At 62.2% G+C, this 17,953-nt stretch carries 17 protein-coding genes; 10 read left to right on the top strand and 7 right to left on the bottom strand.

Annotated features, from left to right (window positions below; all coding sequences use genetic code 11):
* Positions 1-46 precede the first annotated feature (46 nt).
* Positions 47-679, top strand: coding sequence for a trimeric intracellular cation channel family protein (locus AB8B02_RS13850; RefSeq protein ID WP_439064200.1), 633 nt, complete (start codon positions 47-49; stop codon positions 677-679).
* A gap of 9 nt (positions 680-688) precedes the next feature.
* On the opposite strand, the gene AB8B02_RS13845 is transcribed toward AB8B02_RS13850, so the two are convergent.
* From AB8B02_RS13845 to AB8B02_RS13830, 4 genes are all read right to left on the bottom strand, one after another.
* A complete protein-coding gene (locus AB8B02_RS13845; RefSeq protein ID WP_439064199.1) occupies positions 689-1,933 on the bottom strand; it encodes a glycerophosphodiester phosphodiesterase family protein in 1,245 nt (414 codons plus the stop codon).
* 120 nt (positions 1,934-2,053) lie between these two features.
* Positions 2,054-2,314, bottom strand: a complete 261-nt coding sequence (locus tag AB8B02_RS13840) for a GCG_CRPN prefix-to-repeats domain-containing protein (protein ID WP_320444581.1) — start codon at positions 2,312-2,314, stop codon at positions 2,054-2,056.
* A 188-nt stretch (positions 2,315-2,502) separates the two neighbouring features.
* Complete coding sequence (locus AB8B02_RS13835) at positions 2,503-3,510, bottom strand: alpha/beta fold hydrolase (RefSeq protein ID WP_439064198.1); 1,008 nt, start codon at positions 3,508-3,510, stop codon at positions 2,503-2,505.
* 73 nt (positions 3,511-3,583) lie between these two features.
* Positions 3,584-4,297, bottom strand: a complete 714-nt coding sequence (locus AB8B02_RS13830; protein WP_439058814.1) for an ArsR/SmtB family transcription factor — start codon at positions 4,295-4,297, stop codon at positions 3,584-3,586.
* Between the two features lie 70 nt (positions 4,298-4,367).
* Between AB8B02_RS13830 and AB8B02_RS13825 the strand changes: the two genes are divergently transcribed.
* Positions 4,368-4,676 carry an NIPSNAP family protein gene (locus AB8B02_RS13825; RefSeq protein WP_309945212.1) on the top strand — a complete coding sequence of 103 codons (309 nt, stop codon included), beginning with the start codon at positions 4,368-4,370 and terminating at the stop codon, positions 4,674-4,676.
* Positions 4,677-4,736: 60 nt separating this feature from the next.
* Here AB8B02_RS13825 and AB8B02_RS13820 read toward each other — a convergent pair whose 3' ends face one another.
* The gene (locus AB8B02_RS13820; RefSeq protein WP_439064197.1) at positions 4,737-5,198 is read right to left on the bottom strand and encodes a hypothetical protein; all 462 of its coding nucleotides are present in this window, start codon (positions 5,196-5,198) and stop codon (positions 4,737-4,739) included.
* A 95-nt stretch (positions 5,199-5,293) separates the two neighbouring features.
* On the opposite strand from AB8B02_RS13820, the gene AB8B02_RS13815 reads away from it, so the two are divergent.
* Complete coding sequence (locus tag AB8B02_RS13815; protein WP_439064196.1) at positions 5,294-6,082, top strand: formyltransferase family protein; 789 nt, start codon at positions 5,294-5,296, stop codon at positions 6,080-6,082.
* Here the strand turns inward: AB8B02_RS13815 and AB8B02_RS13810 are convergent.
* Positions 6,079-6,330: a hypothetical protein gene (locus AB8B02_RS13810; protein ID WP_184517809.1), complete on the bottom strand. Its 252-nt coding sequence runs from the start codon at positions 6,328-6,330 to the stop codon at positions 6,079-6,081. The two genes, AB8B02_RS13815 and AB8B02_RS13810, sit on opposite strands and share 4 nt — an antisense overlap.
* A 210-nt stretch (positions 6,331-6,540) precedes the next feature.
* On the opposite strand from AB8B02_RS13810, the gene AB8B02_RS13805 reads away from it, so the two are divergent.
* The 3 genes from AB8B02_RS13805 to AB8B02_RS13795 all read left to right on the top strand — a co-directional run bounded on the left by AB8B02_RS13805 (position 6,541) and on the right by AB8B02_RS13795 (position 12,185).
* Entirely contained in the window at positions 6,541-8,028 is a 1,488-nt protein-coding gene (locus AB8B02_RS13805; RefSeq protein WP_120291987.1) for an ATPase domain-containing protein, read from the top strand.
* Positions 8,029-8,030: 2 nt separating this feature from the next.
* Entirely contained in the window at positions 8,031-8,396 is a 366-nt protein-coding gene (locus AB8B02_RS13800) for a response regulator (protein ID WP_068731403.1), read from the top strand.
* Positions 8,397-8,696: 300 nt separating this feature from the next.
* Positions 8,697-12,185 (top strand): indolepyruvate ferredoxin oxidoreductase family protein, encoded by a 3,489-nt coding sequence (locus tag AB8B02_RS13795; RefSeq protein WP_439064195.1) that lies wholly within the window; start codon positions 8,697-8,699, stop codon positions 12,183-12,185.
* Between the two features lie 881 nt (positions 12,186-13,066).
* Here AB8B02_RS13795 and panC read toward each other — a convergent pair.
* A complete protein-coding gene (gene panC, locus AB8B02_RS13790; protein WP_093761271.1) occupies positions 13,067-13,918 on the bottom strand; it encodes a pantoate--beta-alanine ligase in 852 nt (283 codons plus the stop codon).
* 234 nt (positions 13,919-14,152) lie between these two features.
* Here panC and AB8B02_RS13785 point away from each other — a divergent pair, with 234 nt between their 5' ends.
* From AB8B02_RS13785 to AB8B02_RS13770, 4 genes are all read left to right on the top strand, one after another.
* The gene (locus AB8B02_RS13785; RefSeq protein ID WP_089263721.1) at positions 14,153-15,076 is read left to right on the top strand and encodes a division plane positioning ATPase MipZ; all 924 of its coding nucleotides are present in this window, start codon (positions 14,153-14,155) and stop codon (positions 15,074-15,076) included.
* Positions 15,077-15,472: 396 nt separating this feature from the next.
* Entirely contained in the window at positions 15,473-16,348 is an 876-nt protein-coding gene (locus AB8B02_RS13780; RefSeq protein WP_093761275.1) for an alpha/beta fold hydrolase, read from the top strand.
* A 70-nt stretch (positions 16,349-16,418) separates the two neighbouring features.
* Positions 16,419-17,141, top strand: coding sequence for a VWA domain-containing protein (locus AB8B02_RS13775; protein ID WP_439064194.1), 723 nt, complete (start codon positions 16,419-16,421; stop codon positions 17,139-17,141).
* A gap of 51 nt (positions 17,142-17,192) precedes the next feature.
* Positions 17,193-17,918, top strand: coding sequence for a DnaJ domain-containing protein (locus AB8B02_RS13770; RefSeq protein WP_439064193.1), 726 nt, complete (start codon positions 17,193-17,195; stop codon positions 17,916-17,918).
* The last annotated feature ends 35 nt before the right edge of the window (positions 17,919-17,953 follow it).

Here is a 17,953-nt window from a genome sequence, read left to right as displayed (position 1 = left end):
ACGGATTTGTGTTACAGGTCGCCGTCATCCGCTACCGACGAGTCCCATGCCCCATACCGAAGCCCTGCTGTTTCCGCTCGCCATGATCGCGCTCGTTGCCGAGGCGATGACGGCTGCGCTGGCGGCCGGGCGGCGCAAGATGGACTGGCTTGGCGTTGCCATGCTCGGCTGCATCACGGCGCTCGGCGGCGGCTCGGTGCGCGACATGCTGCTCGGGCACTATCCGCTGTGGTGGGTGAAAAGCCCTTATCTGCTGTTGCTGACCGGCGGCGCGGCGCTGCTGACCATCGGGCTTGCGCGCGTGGTGCATCGCTTTCACGCGCTGTTTCTGGTGCTCGATGCCATCGGTCTTGTGGTTTTCACCATCATGGGCTGCAACATCGCCCTCGCCATGGATCAGCCGCTGCTGATCGTGGTCGTGGCCGGGATGATCACCGGCTGCGTCGGCGGCGTGCTCCGCGACGTGCTGTGCAACGACGTGCCCCTGCTGTTTCGCGCCGAACTCTATGCCAGCGTGTCGATCGTCACGGGGCTTCTGTATATCGGCGGCATCAAATACGGATTCAGTCCCGATCTCGTGACGCTGGTCGCCGCCGCGACCGGTTTAGTATTCCGCCTGCTGGCAATCCGGCTGAAGCTGGAGATGCCGAAATTCGTCTATGACAGCGACGCCAAATAGCGTGCTGCGTCAGCGCAGCCGCATGCAGCTCGCATAGAACGTGGTCGTCGCCGGCCAATCGGAAAACACACCGCGCACGCCGACGTCTCTCGCCAGCACGTCCAGCACCGTCAGCGTGTCGCCCTCGCGATCGATGGCGGGTTTGATCGAGCGATGGAAGAAACCGCCGCCGTTTGCGAGCGGCCCGTCGCGCTCCAGCGACCATGTGATCAGATCGAGCCCGGCATCGCGCGCTGCTTTGGCATAAGGGGAGGGCACGATCTGACCGCTGCCATCGAGCGTCAGCAGCATGTAGATCGGAGGCGCGAGGATCTTCACGCCGGTGGCTTTCAGCTCCGGCATCGACGGTTTCCACGTCTCTTGTCGCATGTGATCAAAACCCGGTGTTTCATAGCGGCCGTCGAGATAGACTGCCTGCGCGCCGAAGTCCGGCGCGGTGCGGATCCAGAACTTGATGTCGTTGAGATCGAAGCTCTGGGCAAATACGTCGCCAGGCGGAATGCCGGCGGCGCGATACTCGTCGAGCATCTGGGTCGCGTACTTCTCCGGACTATAATCGCCGTCGAACGGCATCGGCACCTCCGGCGCCTTCAGCTCCGGCGTGAATTTGGCGCCGAGGCTCTTGATCAGCGCGATGCTCTCCGCGTGGGTCATCAACGTGCCCGAGCTCGCATAAAGGTCGGTGCGCCAGCGCGGCGTGCCGTTCTGATAATCCGCGACGGTCGTGGCAGAGGTGTTGGCGGCATCCATCTTCGCCGTCAGCGTCCTGAACTCCGCCAGCGTGATGTCGCTGGTACAGCATTTCGCTGATGCCTTCTTGCCGGTGGCGAGATCGGCGGGGCTGAAGGGTTGTGTGCACTTCGCTGCAAGCGACGGCACCGACAGGATGTTCGTTGTCGTGTGCAGGTCGCATTGCGAATGACGGCAGACCAACTGGCGGTCCTTGGTGAAGGTCACGTCGCATTCGATTACGCCGGCACCCATGCGTGCGGCGGCCAGATAGGACTCGCGGCTGTGCTCGGGGAATTGCAGCGGCGCGCCGCGATGGGCGATGGAAAAATCGCTCTTGCGAAACGGCCCGGTACAGGTGCTCAGCTTTGCCTTTAGCGGGCCGTCTTTCATCTTGTCGACGAGATAGAATGGCCGCGGACCGAGCTGCGGCTCGGGCAGTGCGATGGTGTCGGCGCGGCCGGTCGTCAGCGATGAGAGGCCGAGCAGCCCGGCCAGTATGAGACGACGCAAGGTGCGCGACATGACGATCTCCAGAATAGCGAAGTGCCATTCTGTCATCTTCGTGTGACGGCTGTAACCGGCGCGTGGGCAACAGAAAACCCCGCCAGTGGCGGGGTTTTCGTCGTCAGGATTGTGCAGCGATCACCAGCGGCGGATGCAGCGGCCGTAGGGATTGCGGAAGAAGCCGGGGGGGCAGTAACCCGGGCCGCGCGGCGGCGGGCCGCGGAACATCGGGCGGCAACCGCCATAGGGACCGCGGGCATAGCCGGGGCCGCAGCCCTGAGCGACCTGGATTACGCCAGCCGTCTCGACTGCGCTGAGCGGCGCCAGTGGCATTGCATTGGCGGCACCAAGGCCTCCGACGCTGACGGCGAACAGAGCCGCAGCAAAGATCGTCTTCATTCGTGTTCTCCCTCGATGGTGCCGCGATGCGGCGCAGAGAATAATGATGGCATCGCATCACCCGCTGCAGGACTCTTACGGGGCAAGAAAATTGCTGGGGATCAACGCTGCACAGCACGATTAAGCCGATTCGATCTGAATACAGCATGAATGTTTCGGGATATGCGCGTAGCAGGGCGCGGCAGTTGCTACTTCGCCGCGAGGAAGCCCAGCATCAATTCGTTGAATTTGGCCGGTGCATCGAGAAACACGATATGGCCCGCGTCCGGCAGCACCTCGGCCTTCGCGTTCGGCATCTTCGCCGCCAGCGCCTTGGCCAGATCGGCGTTCTGCCCCATCTTCGACCGTAGCGCCTCCGGCGCATTCGGCTTGCCCGGTGCGTTATGATCGTCGGCGCCCATGATGAACAGGGTCGGCAGCGCGATCAGCGGAATTTCGTGGACCACGGGTTCGCGATAGATCATCTGCGCCGAACTGACGAAGGCGCGCAGCCAGCGCGGATATTCCGGCGACCCCTTGATGTTGAAACGCGCGTCGATAAAGGGCGTTACCTGGTCGGGCTGCATCTTCAGCGAATAGTTCACCTCGAGCTGTTTGCGGTAACCTTCCGCCGTCAGCTTGTCTTCGTTCTCCAAGATCTTCTCGGTTGGTGTCGGTGGCACATAGAGCCGATAGTCCTCAAGCCCGATCGGCGCCGCGAGCAGCAGGTGATCGATACGATCGGGATAAGCGCGGGCAATGCGCACGCTCAACATGCCGCCCAGGGAATGCGCGACGATGTCGAATTTCGCGATCCCGAGGTGATCCATCAGCGCAACAGTGTTGCGGGCAAGGTTGTCAAAATGCAGATCGCCTGATGGCTTCGACGATTTGCCGAAGCCGATCTGATCGGGGACCACGACGCGGTAGCCGGCTTCGTTCAACGTGCCGATCACCGGCGCCCAGTAGCTCGAAGGGAAATTGCGGCCATGCAGCAGTATGACGGTTCGACCATTGGGCTTGGTCGATGGCACGTCCATATAGGCCATGCGCAGCTGTTCGCCGTCATTGACCAGCGGCAGCATGTTGACGCGGTAGGGATAGGGGAAGCCTTCGAGGCCGATGCCATAGGGCTCGCGTGCCGCAGGAGGCTCGGCCGCCTGCGATGAGGTGAAAGGCAGGGTTGCAATCAGCGCGGCGAGCAGCAGGCGGTTCATTAGGAAAAGCTCCGGGAGAAAGAAGGTCCGGCGCGGTTTCGGGCTGCATTGCGGCGAAGGTAAGCCGGCGTCTTCACGTTTTCCGGATGGCGTCGCCGGTGGTGCCGAACAATGCCTCGAAGCGCTTCTCGCCGCTGCGGGTGAAATGCACCACGCGGCTGCCGGGCGAGGGGTCTCTGGCCGCCCATTTCATGGCAGTAAATGAGATCATGATGGCGGCGCCAAGTGTCCCGGCCAGATGGTGGCGGCGCTCGCTCCAGTCGAGGCAGGCCTTGCAGACCGGCCGGCGCGGATGCGCCAGCGTCGTCGGATCGATCCTCAATTCTTCAGCAACGAACCTGCTGCCCTGGGTCGTGAGTTCGATGACCCGCTCGGTCTGCCGGATCAGCTTCTGTGCCCGCATACTGTCGAGCATCTGCACGCCGAGATCGCCGGCGAGATGATCGTAGCAAATCCGTGCGCGGCGCAATGCGGGTTCTTTCGGCCCGGTGCGAACGCGAAGATGGCCGGCGCGGGCTGCCAGGCCGGCCAGACCTTCCAGCACTCCGGCGACATCGGGACCGGTGAGGCGATAATAGCGATGGCGCCCTTGTTTTTCCGGCTCGATCAGGCCACCGGCTTCGAGCTTGGAGAGGTGTGAGCTCGCGGTCGGCGCCGTAATCCCGGCTTCCTGGGCGAGCTCGCTCGCAGTCAACGCACGGCCTGTCATGAGTGCCGTCAGCATATTGGCGCGTGCAGGGTCGCCAACAAGTGCGGCGACCATGGCGATGTCCGGACCTGCTTTCATACTTCGACGCTAATCGAAGTATCACAGTCGATCAAGCGGCTATATCCAGGCATCTGCAGAGGGAGCTGTCATGACGATCACTGTCTTCATTCGCTATCAGATCGATCCGTTCAAACGCACATTGTTCGAGGCCTATGCCAAGCGCTGGCTGACGATTATTCCCAAATGCGGTGGCGATCTGCAGGGCTATTGGATGCCCCATGAAGGAACGAACAACGTCGCATTCGGCCTGATCTCGTTCCCAAGTCTCGCGGCCTATGAAGCCTATCGCGCCAGACTGCGGAGCGATGAGGAAGGCGTTGCGAATTTCGCGTCGGCCGAAGAGCACCAGTTCATCCTCGCGGAGGAACGCACGTTCCTGCGTCAGGTGACCGTATAGTCCATGCGCAACAAGGCCGCGGGCATCGATGCCCGCAGCCTTATCTGCCCGGTCGCGCCGTTACTTCGGCGCGCCGCCCTTCGTGCTGTCAATCTCGGTGCCGGTCGGAGCCGATTGCGGAGCCTGCGGCCGTGCCGGTGCCGCACCGGTGGTGACGCCGGGCTGGTTGTTGGTGGGCGTCACGTCACGTACGCCGGGAGCCACTGGCGGCTTCGAATAGGAATCCGCGACGTTGTTGGTTGGCGCCGGCGCCTTTGGCGTGCTGTCCTGCGTCGCCGGGGCGGATTGGGATGCGGTCTTCGTCGCGTCGCCCGGATTCATCGATGTATTGTTCAGGCCGTAGAATACGGCGCCGAGCAAGACAACAATGCCAAGTGCATAAATAGCCATGCGGCTGCCGCTCGCTGGCCCTTCCGCGAGTTCAGGATCGGCCTGCAGCTCATTGTCGAGCCGCGCAGGATTGCGGATGTCATCAGCGGGATTTGGACGATACGGATCATTGGGATTGGGAATGTTCGCCATGTCGTGTCCTCCTGTGCGGCAAGACAATCGTCAGATGAGGTGCATGTTCCAGAGATTGTGCCATTCCAGAGCCTCATCCTATGTGGCAATGCAGCGTGATCGGGGCTGCTCATCAGATGTTAAGGCCTGGCTGCGACGCTGAGGCGATTATTGATTCGCAGAAGCGCGTGGCAGCCCGAATGTTCGATACGATTATCCTCCTGACGGGTCCTGCTGAGCACTCGGTCTTTACAACCCTGCTCCGTGGTCACAATCCGGCCCTCACGGTGCTTCCTGTTTTCACTGCTGAAGATCTGGCGGCGATCGAGCCCGACTGGCTGCGCCGAGCGCGGATGATTTCGTTCACCACTGGCGTCATAGTCCCCGGTGCGGTGCTCGATCAGCTTGGCTTTGGCGCCTACAATTTCCATCCCGGTCCGCCGCAATATCCCGGCTGGGCCCCGGCACATTTTGCGCTCTACGATCATGCGACCGACTTCGGCTGCACTGTCCATCGCATGATTGCACGTGTCGATGCCGGACCGATCGTGGATGTCGAGGCGTTCCCAATTCCGGCGGACATCAGTGTCGCGGGTCTGGAAGAGATTGCCTATACGAAGCTGGTCCAGACTTTCTGGCGGATGGCACGCGTCCTGGCCACACAGCCGGTGCCGCTCATCGAGCGGGCGCTGCGCTGGGACAGCACGCGTCACACGCGTAAGGCCTATGAGCAGATCTGCGATATCCCGGTAAGCATCCAGAAAGACGAATTGCAGCATCGGGTCAAAGTCTTCGGCACCGACCATTTCGGCATCGTACCGACGATCGGTCTGCACGGCTTCCAGTTTCGGGTCGTCGTGCCCGACACTGAAAGCGCTATTGCGGACGAAGCTGTCGAAGCCTAGCGGTTAGCCGCGAAGCTCTGGTGCTGCGCGGGCGGGGTCGCTGACGTGTGCGTCTTGGACACCTTGCCGTTGAATTCATAGAGCAGGAAACTCAGCACCACGAGTAGTCCCACGCCGATGATGGCCTTGGTCGGCTTGTGATCATGCTCTTCGCCGCAATCCGGATGATAAGAACCGTCATTCGTCGACGCCATATCGCTGCCGGCGAGTTCAGGCTGCGACGTCCAGGTATTCAGCTTCTGATCCATTTCCGTCCTCCATGCCTGATGTTGTCAGGGTGACCGGACAGCAATGGCCCGTAAAGGCCGATGTTCCGTTTCGGGTGCGCTATTAGCGGGATGCTGCCTTGCTGAGAGGCAGCGTTTCGAAATATTTCTGAAAAAGCTTTGGAACCCATCGCTCCCCGACACGTTTCAACATCTCACCGGTATAGGTGACACGTTAGGGGCAGTTTCGGAATGAGTGGCGATAACGGCCGGTTTGCAACCGGCGTACCGGGTCTCGATGCGATCCTGGGCGGGGGCGTTTTCGACGGCGGCATCTACATCATTCAGGGCGCCCCGGGCGCCGGAAAGACGATTCTGGGCAACCAGATCTGTTTCGCGCAGGCCGCGCAGGGGCGGAACGCGCTTTACATCACGCTGCTTGCCGAGAGCCACGCCCGCATGATCGGACACATGCGGCGGATGACCTTCTTCGATGAAGCAGCAATTCCCGACCGCATGTCCTATGTCGGCGCCTTCAAGACGCTGGAAGACGACGGGCTGCGCGGACTGCTGGACGTGGTCCGCCGCGAGGTTCGCACGCGCAAGGCCAGCATCCTCGTGCTCGATGGTCTCATCACCGTGCACGAAAAGGCGCGCTCCGAGCTTGAGCTGAAGAAGTTCATCCACGAATTGCAGACCCAGGCCGCCTTCAGCAACTGCACCATGTTCCTTCTGACCAGCGCCTTCGATGCCGATGCGCATCCGCCTGAGCATACGATGGTGGACGGTCTCATCGAGCTGCAGTCGGCACTGCATGGCCGCCGCGCCGAGCGGTCACTTCAGGTCCACAAGCTGCGTGGCACCTGGTTCATGGGCGGCAAGCACTCCTATCGCATCACCGAGAATGGACACGCCATCTATCCGCGTATCGAGGCGCTGCTGGAGACACCCAGCGTCTGGGACAGCGCCGACGGTCCCATGGTGTCCGTCGGCATTGGCGGCGTGGACAAGATGCTCGGCGGCGGCGTCGATACGCATTCGGTGACAGTGGTGCTCGGGCCTTCCGGGTCGGGCAAAACCACGGCCGGTCTTCAGTTCCTGACCGGCGGTCCCGCCAATGAACCGGCGATGCTGTTCGGGTTTCACGAGAATCCGATGGCGCTGCGGATCAAGGCCGACAGCCTCAAGCTGCCGCTGAAATCGCGGGCCGACAAGGTCACGCTGATGTGGCGCCCGCAGACAGAAGCGGTGCTCGACGAGGTCGCAACCGAGCTGCTCTCGACCATCAGGCAGAACGGCGTGCGCCGTCTGGTGATCGATGGCATCGAAGGCTTCTCGAAGCTCACCGACGAAAAGGAGCGCATCGGCTCTTTTTTGTCGGCGCTGTGCAACGAGTTGCGCGCACTCGGTGTTACCACGCTGGCAACCGCAGAAACGGACCACGCTGGCATGACACCCGGGCAGCCGCTCAAGGGCGTTAACCAGACGGGTCTCTCCGCGGTTGCCGAGAACATCATCGCGCTGCATCTCGCAGCCCTGCGCTCGGAAAACCATCGTCTGATGACCATTCTGAAATCGCGTGACCGCCGGACCGATATGCGCATGCGCCGCTTTGAAATTCTCGACGGCGGCATCGTTCTCGATGCCGATTTCCAGAGCGCGGAGCGCATCCTCAGGGACATTTCTAGTCAGGGACCTGCACCAACTCCATCGACGGATCTTAAGTTGACTGGAGAATAGCGGTGCGAACTGTCCTGATTGTCGAGGACGAATGGGCGATCGCCGACTGGCTCGAAGTCCTGTTGAGCGAATATGCCTTCAATGTCCTCGTAGCCGGCAACGGCCGTGAGGCGCTCGACATTCTGCATCGGGACACGCCCGATCTGGTGCTTACCGATTTCATGATGCCGTTCCTCGACGGCGCCGGCCTGATCGCAGCGATGGGGCAGGACGAGCGGCTGAGCGGAATTCCGGTGGTCGTCATGACCTCGTTGCTGGAGCATGTCGTACGCGACCGGGCAGGGCGTTTTCGCGCCTATCTGCGCAAGCCGTTTCGCGAGGCCGATCTGATGAAGATCATCAGCGAGATATTCCCGGGCGAGGCCTGAGCCTCCTTTGGCAGTTTGTGCTGCATCGCACTGCAGCGTGAAGCCGTTACGTCCTTGCGCCAAAGGCCTTTGCGGCGACACAACGTGACAAGTCTACCGGCCGCATTCATCACGAAATTGCGTTCTTTGGACGCGGGGCTCCATTGCCCAGAATTGTGGTGCGCCCCGTTCAAAATCCAACATAGACTGTTTCTAAGGGAGTCGAACGACCCCAGATAATAGGCGCGAGCAGGCCGGACGGTGCAGTCCGGGGCGATAGCCCCGGGCGACAGCTCAGAGGCCGCAGTGACGAGGGTGGGAATGGGAATTAATCAAGGCGCGATCAGTCTCGATCAGAAATACACCCAGGGCTCTGGCCACATCTTCCTGACCGGCATTCAGGCGCTGGTGCGACTGCCGATGGCGCAGGTCCGCAGGGACCGCGCGGCGGGTCTGAACACCGCAGCCTTTGTGACCGGCTATCGCGGCTCGCCGCTCGGCGGTTACGACCAGCAGCTCGTGGCCGCGCGGAAACATCTCGATCAATACGGCGTCAAATTCCAGCCCGGCGTCAACGAAGATCTCGCAGCCACCGCGATCTGGGGCACCCAGCAGCTCAATCTCTCGCCCGGCGCCGAATATGATGGCGTGGTCGGCATCTGGTACGGCAAGGGCCCCGGCGTCGATCGCTGCGGCGATGTCTTCCGCCACGGCAATGCCGCCGGCTCCGCGAAATTCGGTGGCGTCCTCTGTCTCGCCGGCGACGACCACGGCGCCAAGTCCTCGACCGTTCCGCATCAGTCCGACCATGCCTTCATATCGGCGCTGATGCCTTATCTTTATCCTTCGAGCATCCACGAGATGATCGAGATGGGTCTGCTCGGTATCGCGATGTCGCGCTATTCCGGCTGCTGGGTTGGCATGAAGGTGATCACCGAAACCGTGGAGACCACGGCGGAGATCAACCTCAATGACGAGATGACGCCGTTCAATATTCCCACCGATTTCGAACTACCGCCGGATGGTCTGAACCTGCGCTGGCCGGACGACCGCTATGTGCAGGATCGCCGCTTGCAGGACTACAAGGGCTTCGCGGCGATTGCCTTTGCCCGCGCCAACAACATCAACCGTGTCACCATGGACTCGCCAAATGCGCGCTTCGGCATCATGGCCTCCGGCAAGAGCTATGAGGACGTGCGCCAGGCACTGCGCGAGCTCGGCATTACCGAAGAGGTGGCCGCGAAGATTGGTCTGCGGCTGTACAAGATCGGCATGCCGTGGCCGCTGGAGCCGGAAGGCGTGCGCAAGTTCGCGGTAGGTCTCGATGAAATCTTCATCGTCGAGGAGCGCCGCGAGATCGTCGAAAACCAGGTCAAGCAGGAGCTGTTCAACTGGCGCGACGATGTGCGGCCACGCATCGTCGGCAAGATGGATTCCCACGATCATCGCTTCCTGCCATTCGCCGAAGAACTGAGCGTCGCCAAGGTCGCGACCTCGCTGGTGGATCGCCTGCTGGCGATGGAGATAGACCCCGAGATCGCCGCACTGCTGCGTGCCAAGGCCGACTGGTTTCACGGCCGCGAGGCCTCGCAGGTCCAGAACGTCGTGCCGATCACGCGCACGCCGTATTTCTGTTCGGGCTGCCCGCACAATACCTCGACCAAGGTTCCGGAGGGCTCGCGTGCGCTGGCCGGCATTGGCTGCCACTTCATGTCGCTGTGGATGGATCGCTCCACCGAGACCTTCACCCATATGGGCGGTGAGGGCGTGCCGTGGACCGGCATCGCGCCGTTCACCAAAGAGAAGCATATCTTCGCCAATCTCGGCGACGGCACATACTTCCATTCCGGTTCGCTGGCGATCCGCCAGTCGATCGCCTCCAAGGCCAACATCACCTACAAGATACTCTACAACGATGCGGTGGCGATGACCGGTGGTCAGCACCATGACGGTGACCTGTCGCCGCAGAAGATCACGTTCCAGCTCCACAGCGAGGGCATCCGCGACATCTATCTCGTGTCCGAGAATCCCGATGCCTATCCCGCCAGCACCATTGCGCCGGGCGTGAAGCTGGCGCATCGCGACGAACTCGACAACGTGATGAAGACGCTACGCGACGTGCCGGGCTGCTCGGCCATCGTGTTCGTGCAGACCTGCGCTGCCGAGAAGCGTCGCCGCCGCAAGAAGGGCATTCTGGAAGACCCGCAGCGCCGCGTGCTCATCAACCCGGCAGTCTGCGAAGGCTGCGGCGATTGCTCGGTGCAGTCGAACTGCATTTCGGTGGAGCCGCTGGAGACCGCATTGGGTCGCAAGCGCACCATCAATCAGTCGTCCTGCAACAAGGACTATTCGTGCCTCAAGGGCTTTTGCCCGTCCTTCGTCACGGTCGATGGCGGCAAGCTGAAGCGCAAGGCGCCCGTCGAACTTGGCGCCATCGGTGCATTGCCGGAGCCGGCCACGCGGCCGACCCTCGACAAGCCCTATAATGTCGCCGTCGGCGGCGTCGGCGGCACCGGCGTGCTGACCATCGGCGCGCTGCTCGGCATGGCTGCGCATATCGAGGGCAAAGCCTCGATGATCCTCGACATGTCCGGCCTCGCGCAGAAGGGTGGCGCGGTGCTCAGCCATGTGCGTCTCGCCAACGACACCGGCGACGTCACCTGTTCGCGCATCGTCACCGGCACAGCGGATGTCCTGATCGCGGCCGATGAAGTGGTGGCCATTGCCAAGGACACGATCTCGCTCTGCGAGAGCTCGCGCACCTATGGTATCGTCAACACCCATCTCATTCCGATCGCGGATTTCGTGCGCAACCGCGATTTCAATTTCCAGTCCCGCAAGGTCAACAACGTGCTGGAAATGTCGCTGCGCAAGGAATCGACATTCCTCGACTTCACCAAGGCGGCCGAAGCGCTGCTTGGCGATTCCATCGCCACCAACATGATGATGATGGGCTTTGCCTATCAGCAGGGGCTGCTGCCGTTGCAGGCGGCGTCCATCGAACAGGCCATCGAACTCAATGGCGTCTCGATCAAGATGAACATGCTGGCGTTCCAGCTTGGCCGTCTTGCCGCCGCCGATCCGGCACGGCTCGCCAATATGCTCAAGGGCGCCGATGAGACCATCGCGCCAAAGACGCTGGATGAGATGAGCCTCGACGAGATCGTCGCTCATCGCAGCGGATTGCTGACGGACTATCAGAACAGCAAGCTCGCCGAGCGCTACCAGGCGATGGTCGATCTGGTCCGTGAGGCCGCCATGCGTGGTGGCTATGACGATGAACTGCCGCGCGCGGTGGCGATCAACTATGCCAAGCTGCTCGCCTACAAGGACGAATACGAAGTCGCGCGGCTCTATACCGATGGCAAGTTCGAGAAGCAGTTGCGCGATCAGTTTGAGGGGGACGTCAAGATCAGCTTTAACCTCGCACCGCCGATGCTGCCCGGCACCGATGCGTCGGGCCGCCCGAAGAAGCGCGCCTTCGGCGCCTGGATGCTGCCGCTGTTTCGCATTCTGGCGAAGCTGCGCACCTTGCGCGGCACGCCGCTGGATGTGTTCGGCTACAGCGCCGACCGCAGACTGGAGCGCGATCTGATTGCGGGGTACGAGAAGGACGTCGCGACGGTGTTGAACCTGCTGTCGCCGCTCACGGTGGATACGGCCGTGCAGCTCCTCTCGTTGCCGGACAGCATTCGTGGCTACGGCCCGGTGAAGGAAGCCTCGGTGCAGGCCGCGAAGGTGCGTTACGCCGAACTCGCCAAGGACCTCGTCAATCCGCCGCCGGCGCCGCGCCAGATCGCAGCGGAGTAGGGCTCTTGCTTTTCCCTCCCCCAAGCGGCGAAGCCGCGCAGTGGGGGAGGGACACCTTTGACGCCTGCGCGTCATCGCGGATTTGAATTTCAAACAGCCACTACCCTTCAGACATGCGTCATCGCCCCCATTATTTGCGGCGCGGGGGCGCCGTCGTGTCTCGCATTCCTGCCCCCTGGTGAGAGGGCGTGCGGAACGCCGGGTGCCCGTTGCACCCTTGGGCCTGATGCGAATGCGGTCTTCCGCAGAGTAGTGTGCATCAGGACTTTCGGAGGCGCCGAGCGATTGCCCGACGTTCCGCCTGCGGTGTTTTTTCGGTTGCCTGCACATCTGCCTTGGCGAACGGCCCCATCACCAAAATTAGTGTCCCAGGGCGGAGGGACAGGGTAGCCTCAAGCTCTTGGCCGGACGCGTTTCGATTTGGTCGTCCGTCACACTGTCCAGGGCTCTTTCCATCTCAAGGTCGGCCGTCTCCTTGCCAGTGGCAGTGCTGGCGCAGATCCGTCCTGCCCGAAGACAGACGTCCCCCGTGAACCGCGTAACGCCGCATCTCCGGCGTCCACCGCATCCCACCCCGCGAACGTGACGATCGCGATCGCCCCTCTCGGTGGGGCAGGACGAAGGGGAATATAAACCTGGTGGGGATGTTGTCAACGGGAGATAGGAAAAAATGTTTGGGTGCTGTCTTGCCGCCCTACACTGTCATTCCCCGGCAAACCAATTGGTTTGCCTGAGGGCGCGGCCGGCACTTGCCGGACGCGAACCCGGAATCTCGGCATGGGAGTCTCTAGTCAGTGCAAAACACTCTGGGATTCCGGGTTCGCACTTCAGCGGCTTCGCCGCTTTCGTGCGCCCCGGAATGACGAGTCAGGACGAAAGCCTCACACCCCGATATTGTCGATCAGCCGCGTCTTGCCGATCCTCGCGGCCACCAGCAGTCGCACCGGGCCGTCTTTCATCGAACTGACCGGCGCCAGTGACTCCGCATGGCGCGCCTCGAAGTAGTCGAGTGCGAAGCCTGCCGCCGTGATCGTCGCGGCGCCGCCCGCCATGGCGGTCTCGAAACTATCGCCTGCCTTCAGGCGCTTCGCGGTTTCCTTCATCGCGCGATACAGCACCGGCGCCGTGGCGCGGTCTTCCGGCGAGAGATAGACGTTGCGCGACGACATCGCGAGACCGTCGCGCTCGCGCACCGTGGTTGCGCCGGTCACCTTGACGCCGAGATCGAGATCCCGCGCCATGCGCGTCACGACCTTGAGCTGCTGGTAGTCCTTCTCGCCGAAGAACGCCATGTCCGGTCGCACCTGCGTGAACAGCTTGCCGACGACAGTGGCGACGCCGCCGAAGAAATGCGGGCGGAAGCGATCTTCGAGGTCGGCGGTGGCCGGGCCTCCGGTCGTGATCTTCGTTGCGAAGCCTTCCGGATACATCACCTTGGCGTCGGGATTCCAGATCAGGTCGACGCCGGCTTCGGTGAGTTTGGCGACGTCGCTTTTCCAGGTGCGCGGATAGGAGCCGAAGTCCTCGGTCGGCGCGAATTGCGTTGGATTGACGAAAATCGACACCACGACCTTGCTGGTGCGGCGCTGGGCGAGGCGCACCAGCGAGACGTGACCGTCATGCAGTGCGCCCATGGTCGGCACCAGGCCGATGGTCGCCTTGCGCGCGCGCAGGCCGTCGAGCGCCTTGCGGAGGGCGGGCAGGGTGCGGGCGACGATCGGGGTGCGGGGCATTGCGGCTCGTTCTTGTTGCTGGCTGCGGCGGGTGAGGGCGTGCGCGCCCTGCTTATCAAAGCTCGCGGGATCACCCAAGCCTCACGATACCAGGCTGCCGGGTGTCCTGATGCCGCAACCGGCCGCCGGGATTCATGATTAAGGGCGGCTGATCGCCTGCAGAGCAGGATGCCCCTGTATTTAGCTTGACCCTTGCCACGCCTCGCGATTTGAAGATGATCGAAGGATCGCGCGATGTTGATGCAAACCACCCAGGGCCAGTCCGGCACGGCGCATGTGATCGTGCTCGGCAATGAGAAGGGCGGGTCGGGCAAATCGACCACTGCGCTTCATATTGCCGTGGCGCTGCTGAAGGCCGGTCAGCGCGTCGCCACCATCGATCTCGACAGTCGCCAGCAGAGCTTCACGCGCTATATCGCCAACCGCGCAGCCTGGGCGCAGAGCGCCGGACTTGCGCTGGAAGTGCCGACCCATAGCTGCGTCAAGCTCGGCGAGACGATGCAGATCGCCGACAACGAAGCCTTCGAACTCGATCAGTTCATGACCGCGGTAAGCGCGGTGGAACGTACCCACCATTTCATCGTCATCGACACGCCTGGCAGCGATACTTATCTGATGCGTCTGGCGCATTCGATGGCCGATACGCTGGTGACGCCGATCAATGACAGCTTTCTCGACTTCGACGTGCTCGGCGCCGTCGATGCTACAAGCTACAAGGTGACCGGCGAGAGCCACTATTCGAAGATGGCGCGTGAGGCGCGGCGCAAACGCCGCCAGCACGATGGCTCGACCACCGACTGGATCGTGGTGCGCAACCGGCTCTCGGTGCTCGGCTCGCGCAACAAGATGCTGGTCGCCGGCGTCCTCGATCAACTCTCGCTGCAGCTCGGTTTCCGCGCCATCGACGGTCTCGCCGAGCGCGTGATGTATCGTGAGTTCTTCCCGCGTGGCCTGACGGCGCTCGACGATCTCAACGAAGCCACGCTCGGGCGTCGCCCGAGCATGGGCCATGTCACGGCGCGCGAGGAAGTCATCGAACTGCTGCGCAAGTTGAAGCTGCCGCTCGATGAGCGTGGCCGCCGCCGCGCCGCCAACCGCGCCGAGTGGTTTGCCCAGGTCGACAAGCCGCTCGACGTTCACGACATCCTTGGCAACTGAGTCGCGTTCACTGTGCAAAGCCAGCGCTGCGCGTTCGGCAGGCTATGAACGATCCCGCACTCAACTTCACGCTGATACCACAGGTATCATTTTCTTTTACCGGGGAACGAGTCACCCGTTCGACAGTTGATTTGTCGTTGAAAACAGGACGTTTTTGAAATTCCGATCCCTTGCGAAACTTGTTCAAAATCGCTCAATTCGACCGTGGATTTCTTTAGCAACTGCACAAGAAACGGGTGCGGCGCACAATAACATGGCTCGGAATTCACAATATTTAGCCTTTCTGTCACCGGGCTGTGACATATATGCTGTTGAAGCAGCCGCTTGAGGCCATTCCGGCCCATAAGTGCTGTAGCCGGCTGAGACCTCTCTCTAGCTGGCCGATCAGGGACGAACATGAAACGCGGACTTCTCATTCTGCTTTCGGTTTGCGTGCTGACCACCGCCGCGTACTTCACCGCGTCGAAGTGGGCTATTCGGCATGAGACGCTGACGTTCTTCGACGCGTCGCGTAATCGTCCTGTGCAGGTCGACATCGCCGTTCGCCGCGACAAGGAAATGCAGGCCAATGCCGGCATGATCACTCTGCCGGTCGCGGTTCTCAATCACGGTAACACAGTCAAGTTCACCGAATACTCGTTCCTGGCAAACGTGTTTGCGGCGCGTGGCTATATGGCCGTCAGCATCCAGCACGATCTCGATACCGACGCTCCGCTCGTGACCAAGGTCGGCGAGCTCTATGTCGGCCGTCTGCCGGTCTATGAGCGCGGCGTTCAGAACATCAAATACGCGGTGAAAGAGCTGAAGAAGATTCAGCCGAACTCCGACTACGATCATCTGACGCTGGTCGGTCATTCCAACGGCGGCGACATCTCGATGTTCTACGCCAAGGAATTCCCTGATGACGTCAAGAAGGTCGTGACGCTGGATAATCTGCGCGTGCCGTTCATGACCGATGGCAAATTCAAGATCCTGTCGTTCCGTTCGCACGATACGGTGTTCAAGCCGGATCCCGGTGTCGTGCCGGATGACGAGATCTGCGAGAAGGCCGGTATCACGGTCGTCAACACCGGCGCGCAGCACACCGACATGAGCGATCGCGGTCCGGAAACCTTGAAGACCAAGATTCAGGGGCTGCTCGACAAGTTCCTTGACGACGACAGCAAGCTGTCGCCGGTCACGGGCAAGCCGAAGATCATCGAGCAGCCTGCGCAGCAGAGCAATGCGGCTGACCCGAACAAGATCGCGCAGTATACGCCGAGCGTGAACTGAGTCCTTTGCTGCGCGGTTGACCGCGCGGCCTATGCTCGCCACAGGAAGCTTGCAGCAAGCGCGAGTTCAAATGGCCAGCGATCCCACGATCCCCACGTCCAAGACCGATACGCTGGCCCAGCCGTCGGCATCGGCCGACATCGCAGCATTTGTAGCGAAGGCGAAAGCCATGGCGCCGCATGCAGCGGGCGGGCGCGGGCGGCTGGTGTTTGCACTCGATGCCACCATGAGCCGGCAGCCGACCTGGGATATGGCCTGCACGCTGCAGGCCGACATGTTTCGCGAGGCGGCGTCGATCGGCAGTCTCGATATCCGTCTTGTCTATTTCCGTGGTCTCAGCGAGTGCCGCGCGACCGGCTGGATTTCGGACACCGCACAACTGGCGCGGCTGATGGGCAAGATCGCTTGCCAGGGCGGTCAGACCCAGATCGGCAAGGTGCTGTCGGAGACGCGGCGCGAGGCGGTGGCCTCCGGCGTACGCGCGCTGGTGTTCGTGGGCGACGCCATGGAGGAGTCCGTTGACGAGCTCTGTGCGCGAGCCGGCGAGCTCGGCCTGCTGAAAGTGCCGGTCTTCATGTTCCAGGAAGGGCATGACCCGGCGGCCGAACAGGCCTTTCGCGAGATTGCCCGGCTGACCGGGGGCGCCTGGTGCCGGTTCGATCCGGGAGCCGCTGCGCAGCTCCGCGAATTGCTGCGCGCGGTAGCCGCCTATGCCGCGGGCGGACGGGAGGCACTGACACGGCTGGCGTCGTCGGCGCCGGGTGCGGCAAAGCTGCTCGGCCAGATGCGATAAACGGTCTGCAAAACCGTTTCGCGGATCGCGGCAACCGACTATCTATCCCTCATGCCTACTTTGATCGCTGGCGCGCTCGCCGTCTTCGTACTCTACATGCTGCTGCAGATGTTCCGCTCGGCCAACCCGGCGCTGCTGGCGCGCGGCATCAAGCTGGCTGGCGGCGTGCTGGCGCTGGCCGTTGCGGCCTTTACCGGCATCAAGGGTGAACTGGCGGTGGCGATCCCGTTGGGAATCTTCGGGGCGGGCCTGTTGGGCTGGGCGCCGTTCGGCACTGCGGGCTTCAGCAATATCGGCGGCATGTTCGGGGGCGGGACCAAATCGTCCGGCCAGACCTCGCAGGTCCGCTCGGCGTTTCTCGACATGACCCTCGATCATGACAGTGGCCAGCTCAGCGGACGGATTGTCGCCGGCCCCTATGCCGGGCAGTCGCTCGATGCATTCGACCTGCCGCAACTGGCGGCGATGATGGCCGGCTTCGACGCGGAGAGCGTGGCGCTACTTGAAAGTTATCTTGACCGCCGGTTTCCCGCCTGGCGTCAGAACGCGCAGGGCGATACGGCAGGGCGGCACGACCGCGCGGCGTCGGGCAGTAAAATGACGGAAGAGGAGGCTTATCAGATCCTTGGCGTGAAGCCGGGTGCGACCCGCGACGAGATCAGCCGCGCGCACCGATCCCTCATGAAGAAACTGCATCCCGACCAGGGGGGCTCGACGTACCTGGCGGCCCGTGTCAACGAGGCCAAGGACACTATGCTTCGCACGCATCGCAGCTAACTCCAGCACGCTTTTACGCTACAACTGCGAGCAGC

The sequence above is a fragment of the Tardiphaga sp. 862_B3_N4_1 genome (assembly GCF_051811085.1).
GTDB classification, from domain to species: Bacteria; Pseudomonadota; Alphaproteobacteria; order Rhizobiales; family Xanthobacteraceae; genus Tardiphaga; species Tardiphaga robiniae.
This window is presented reverse-complemented; position numbering and strand designations above follow the sequence as displayed.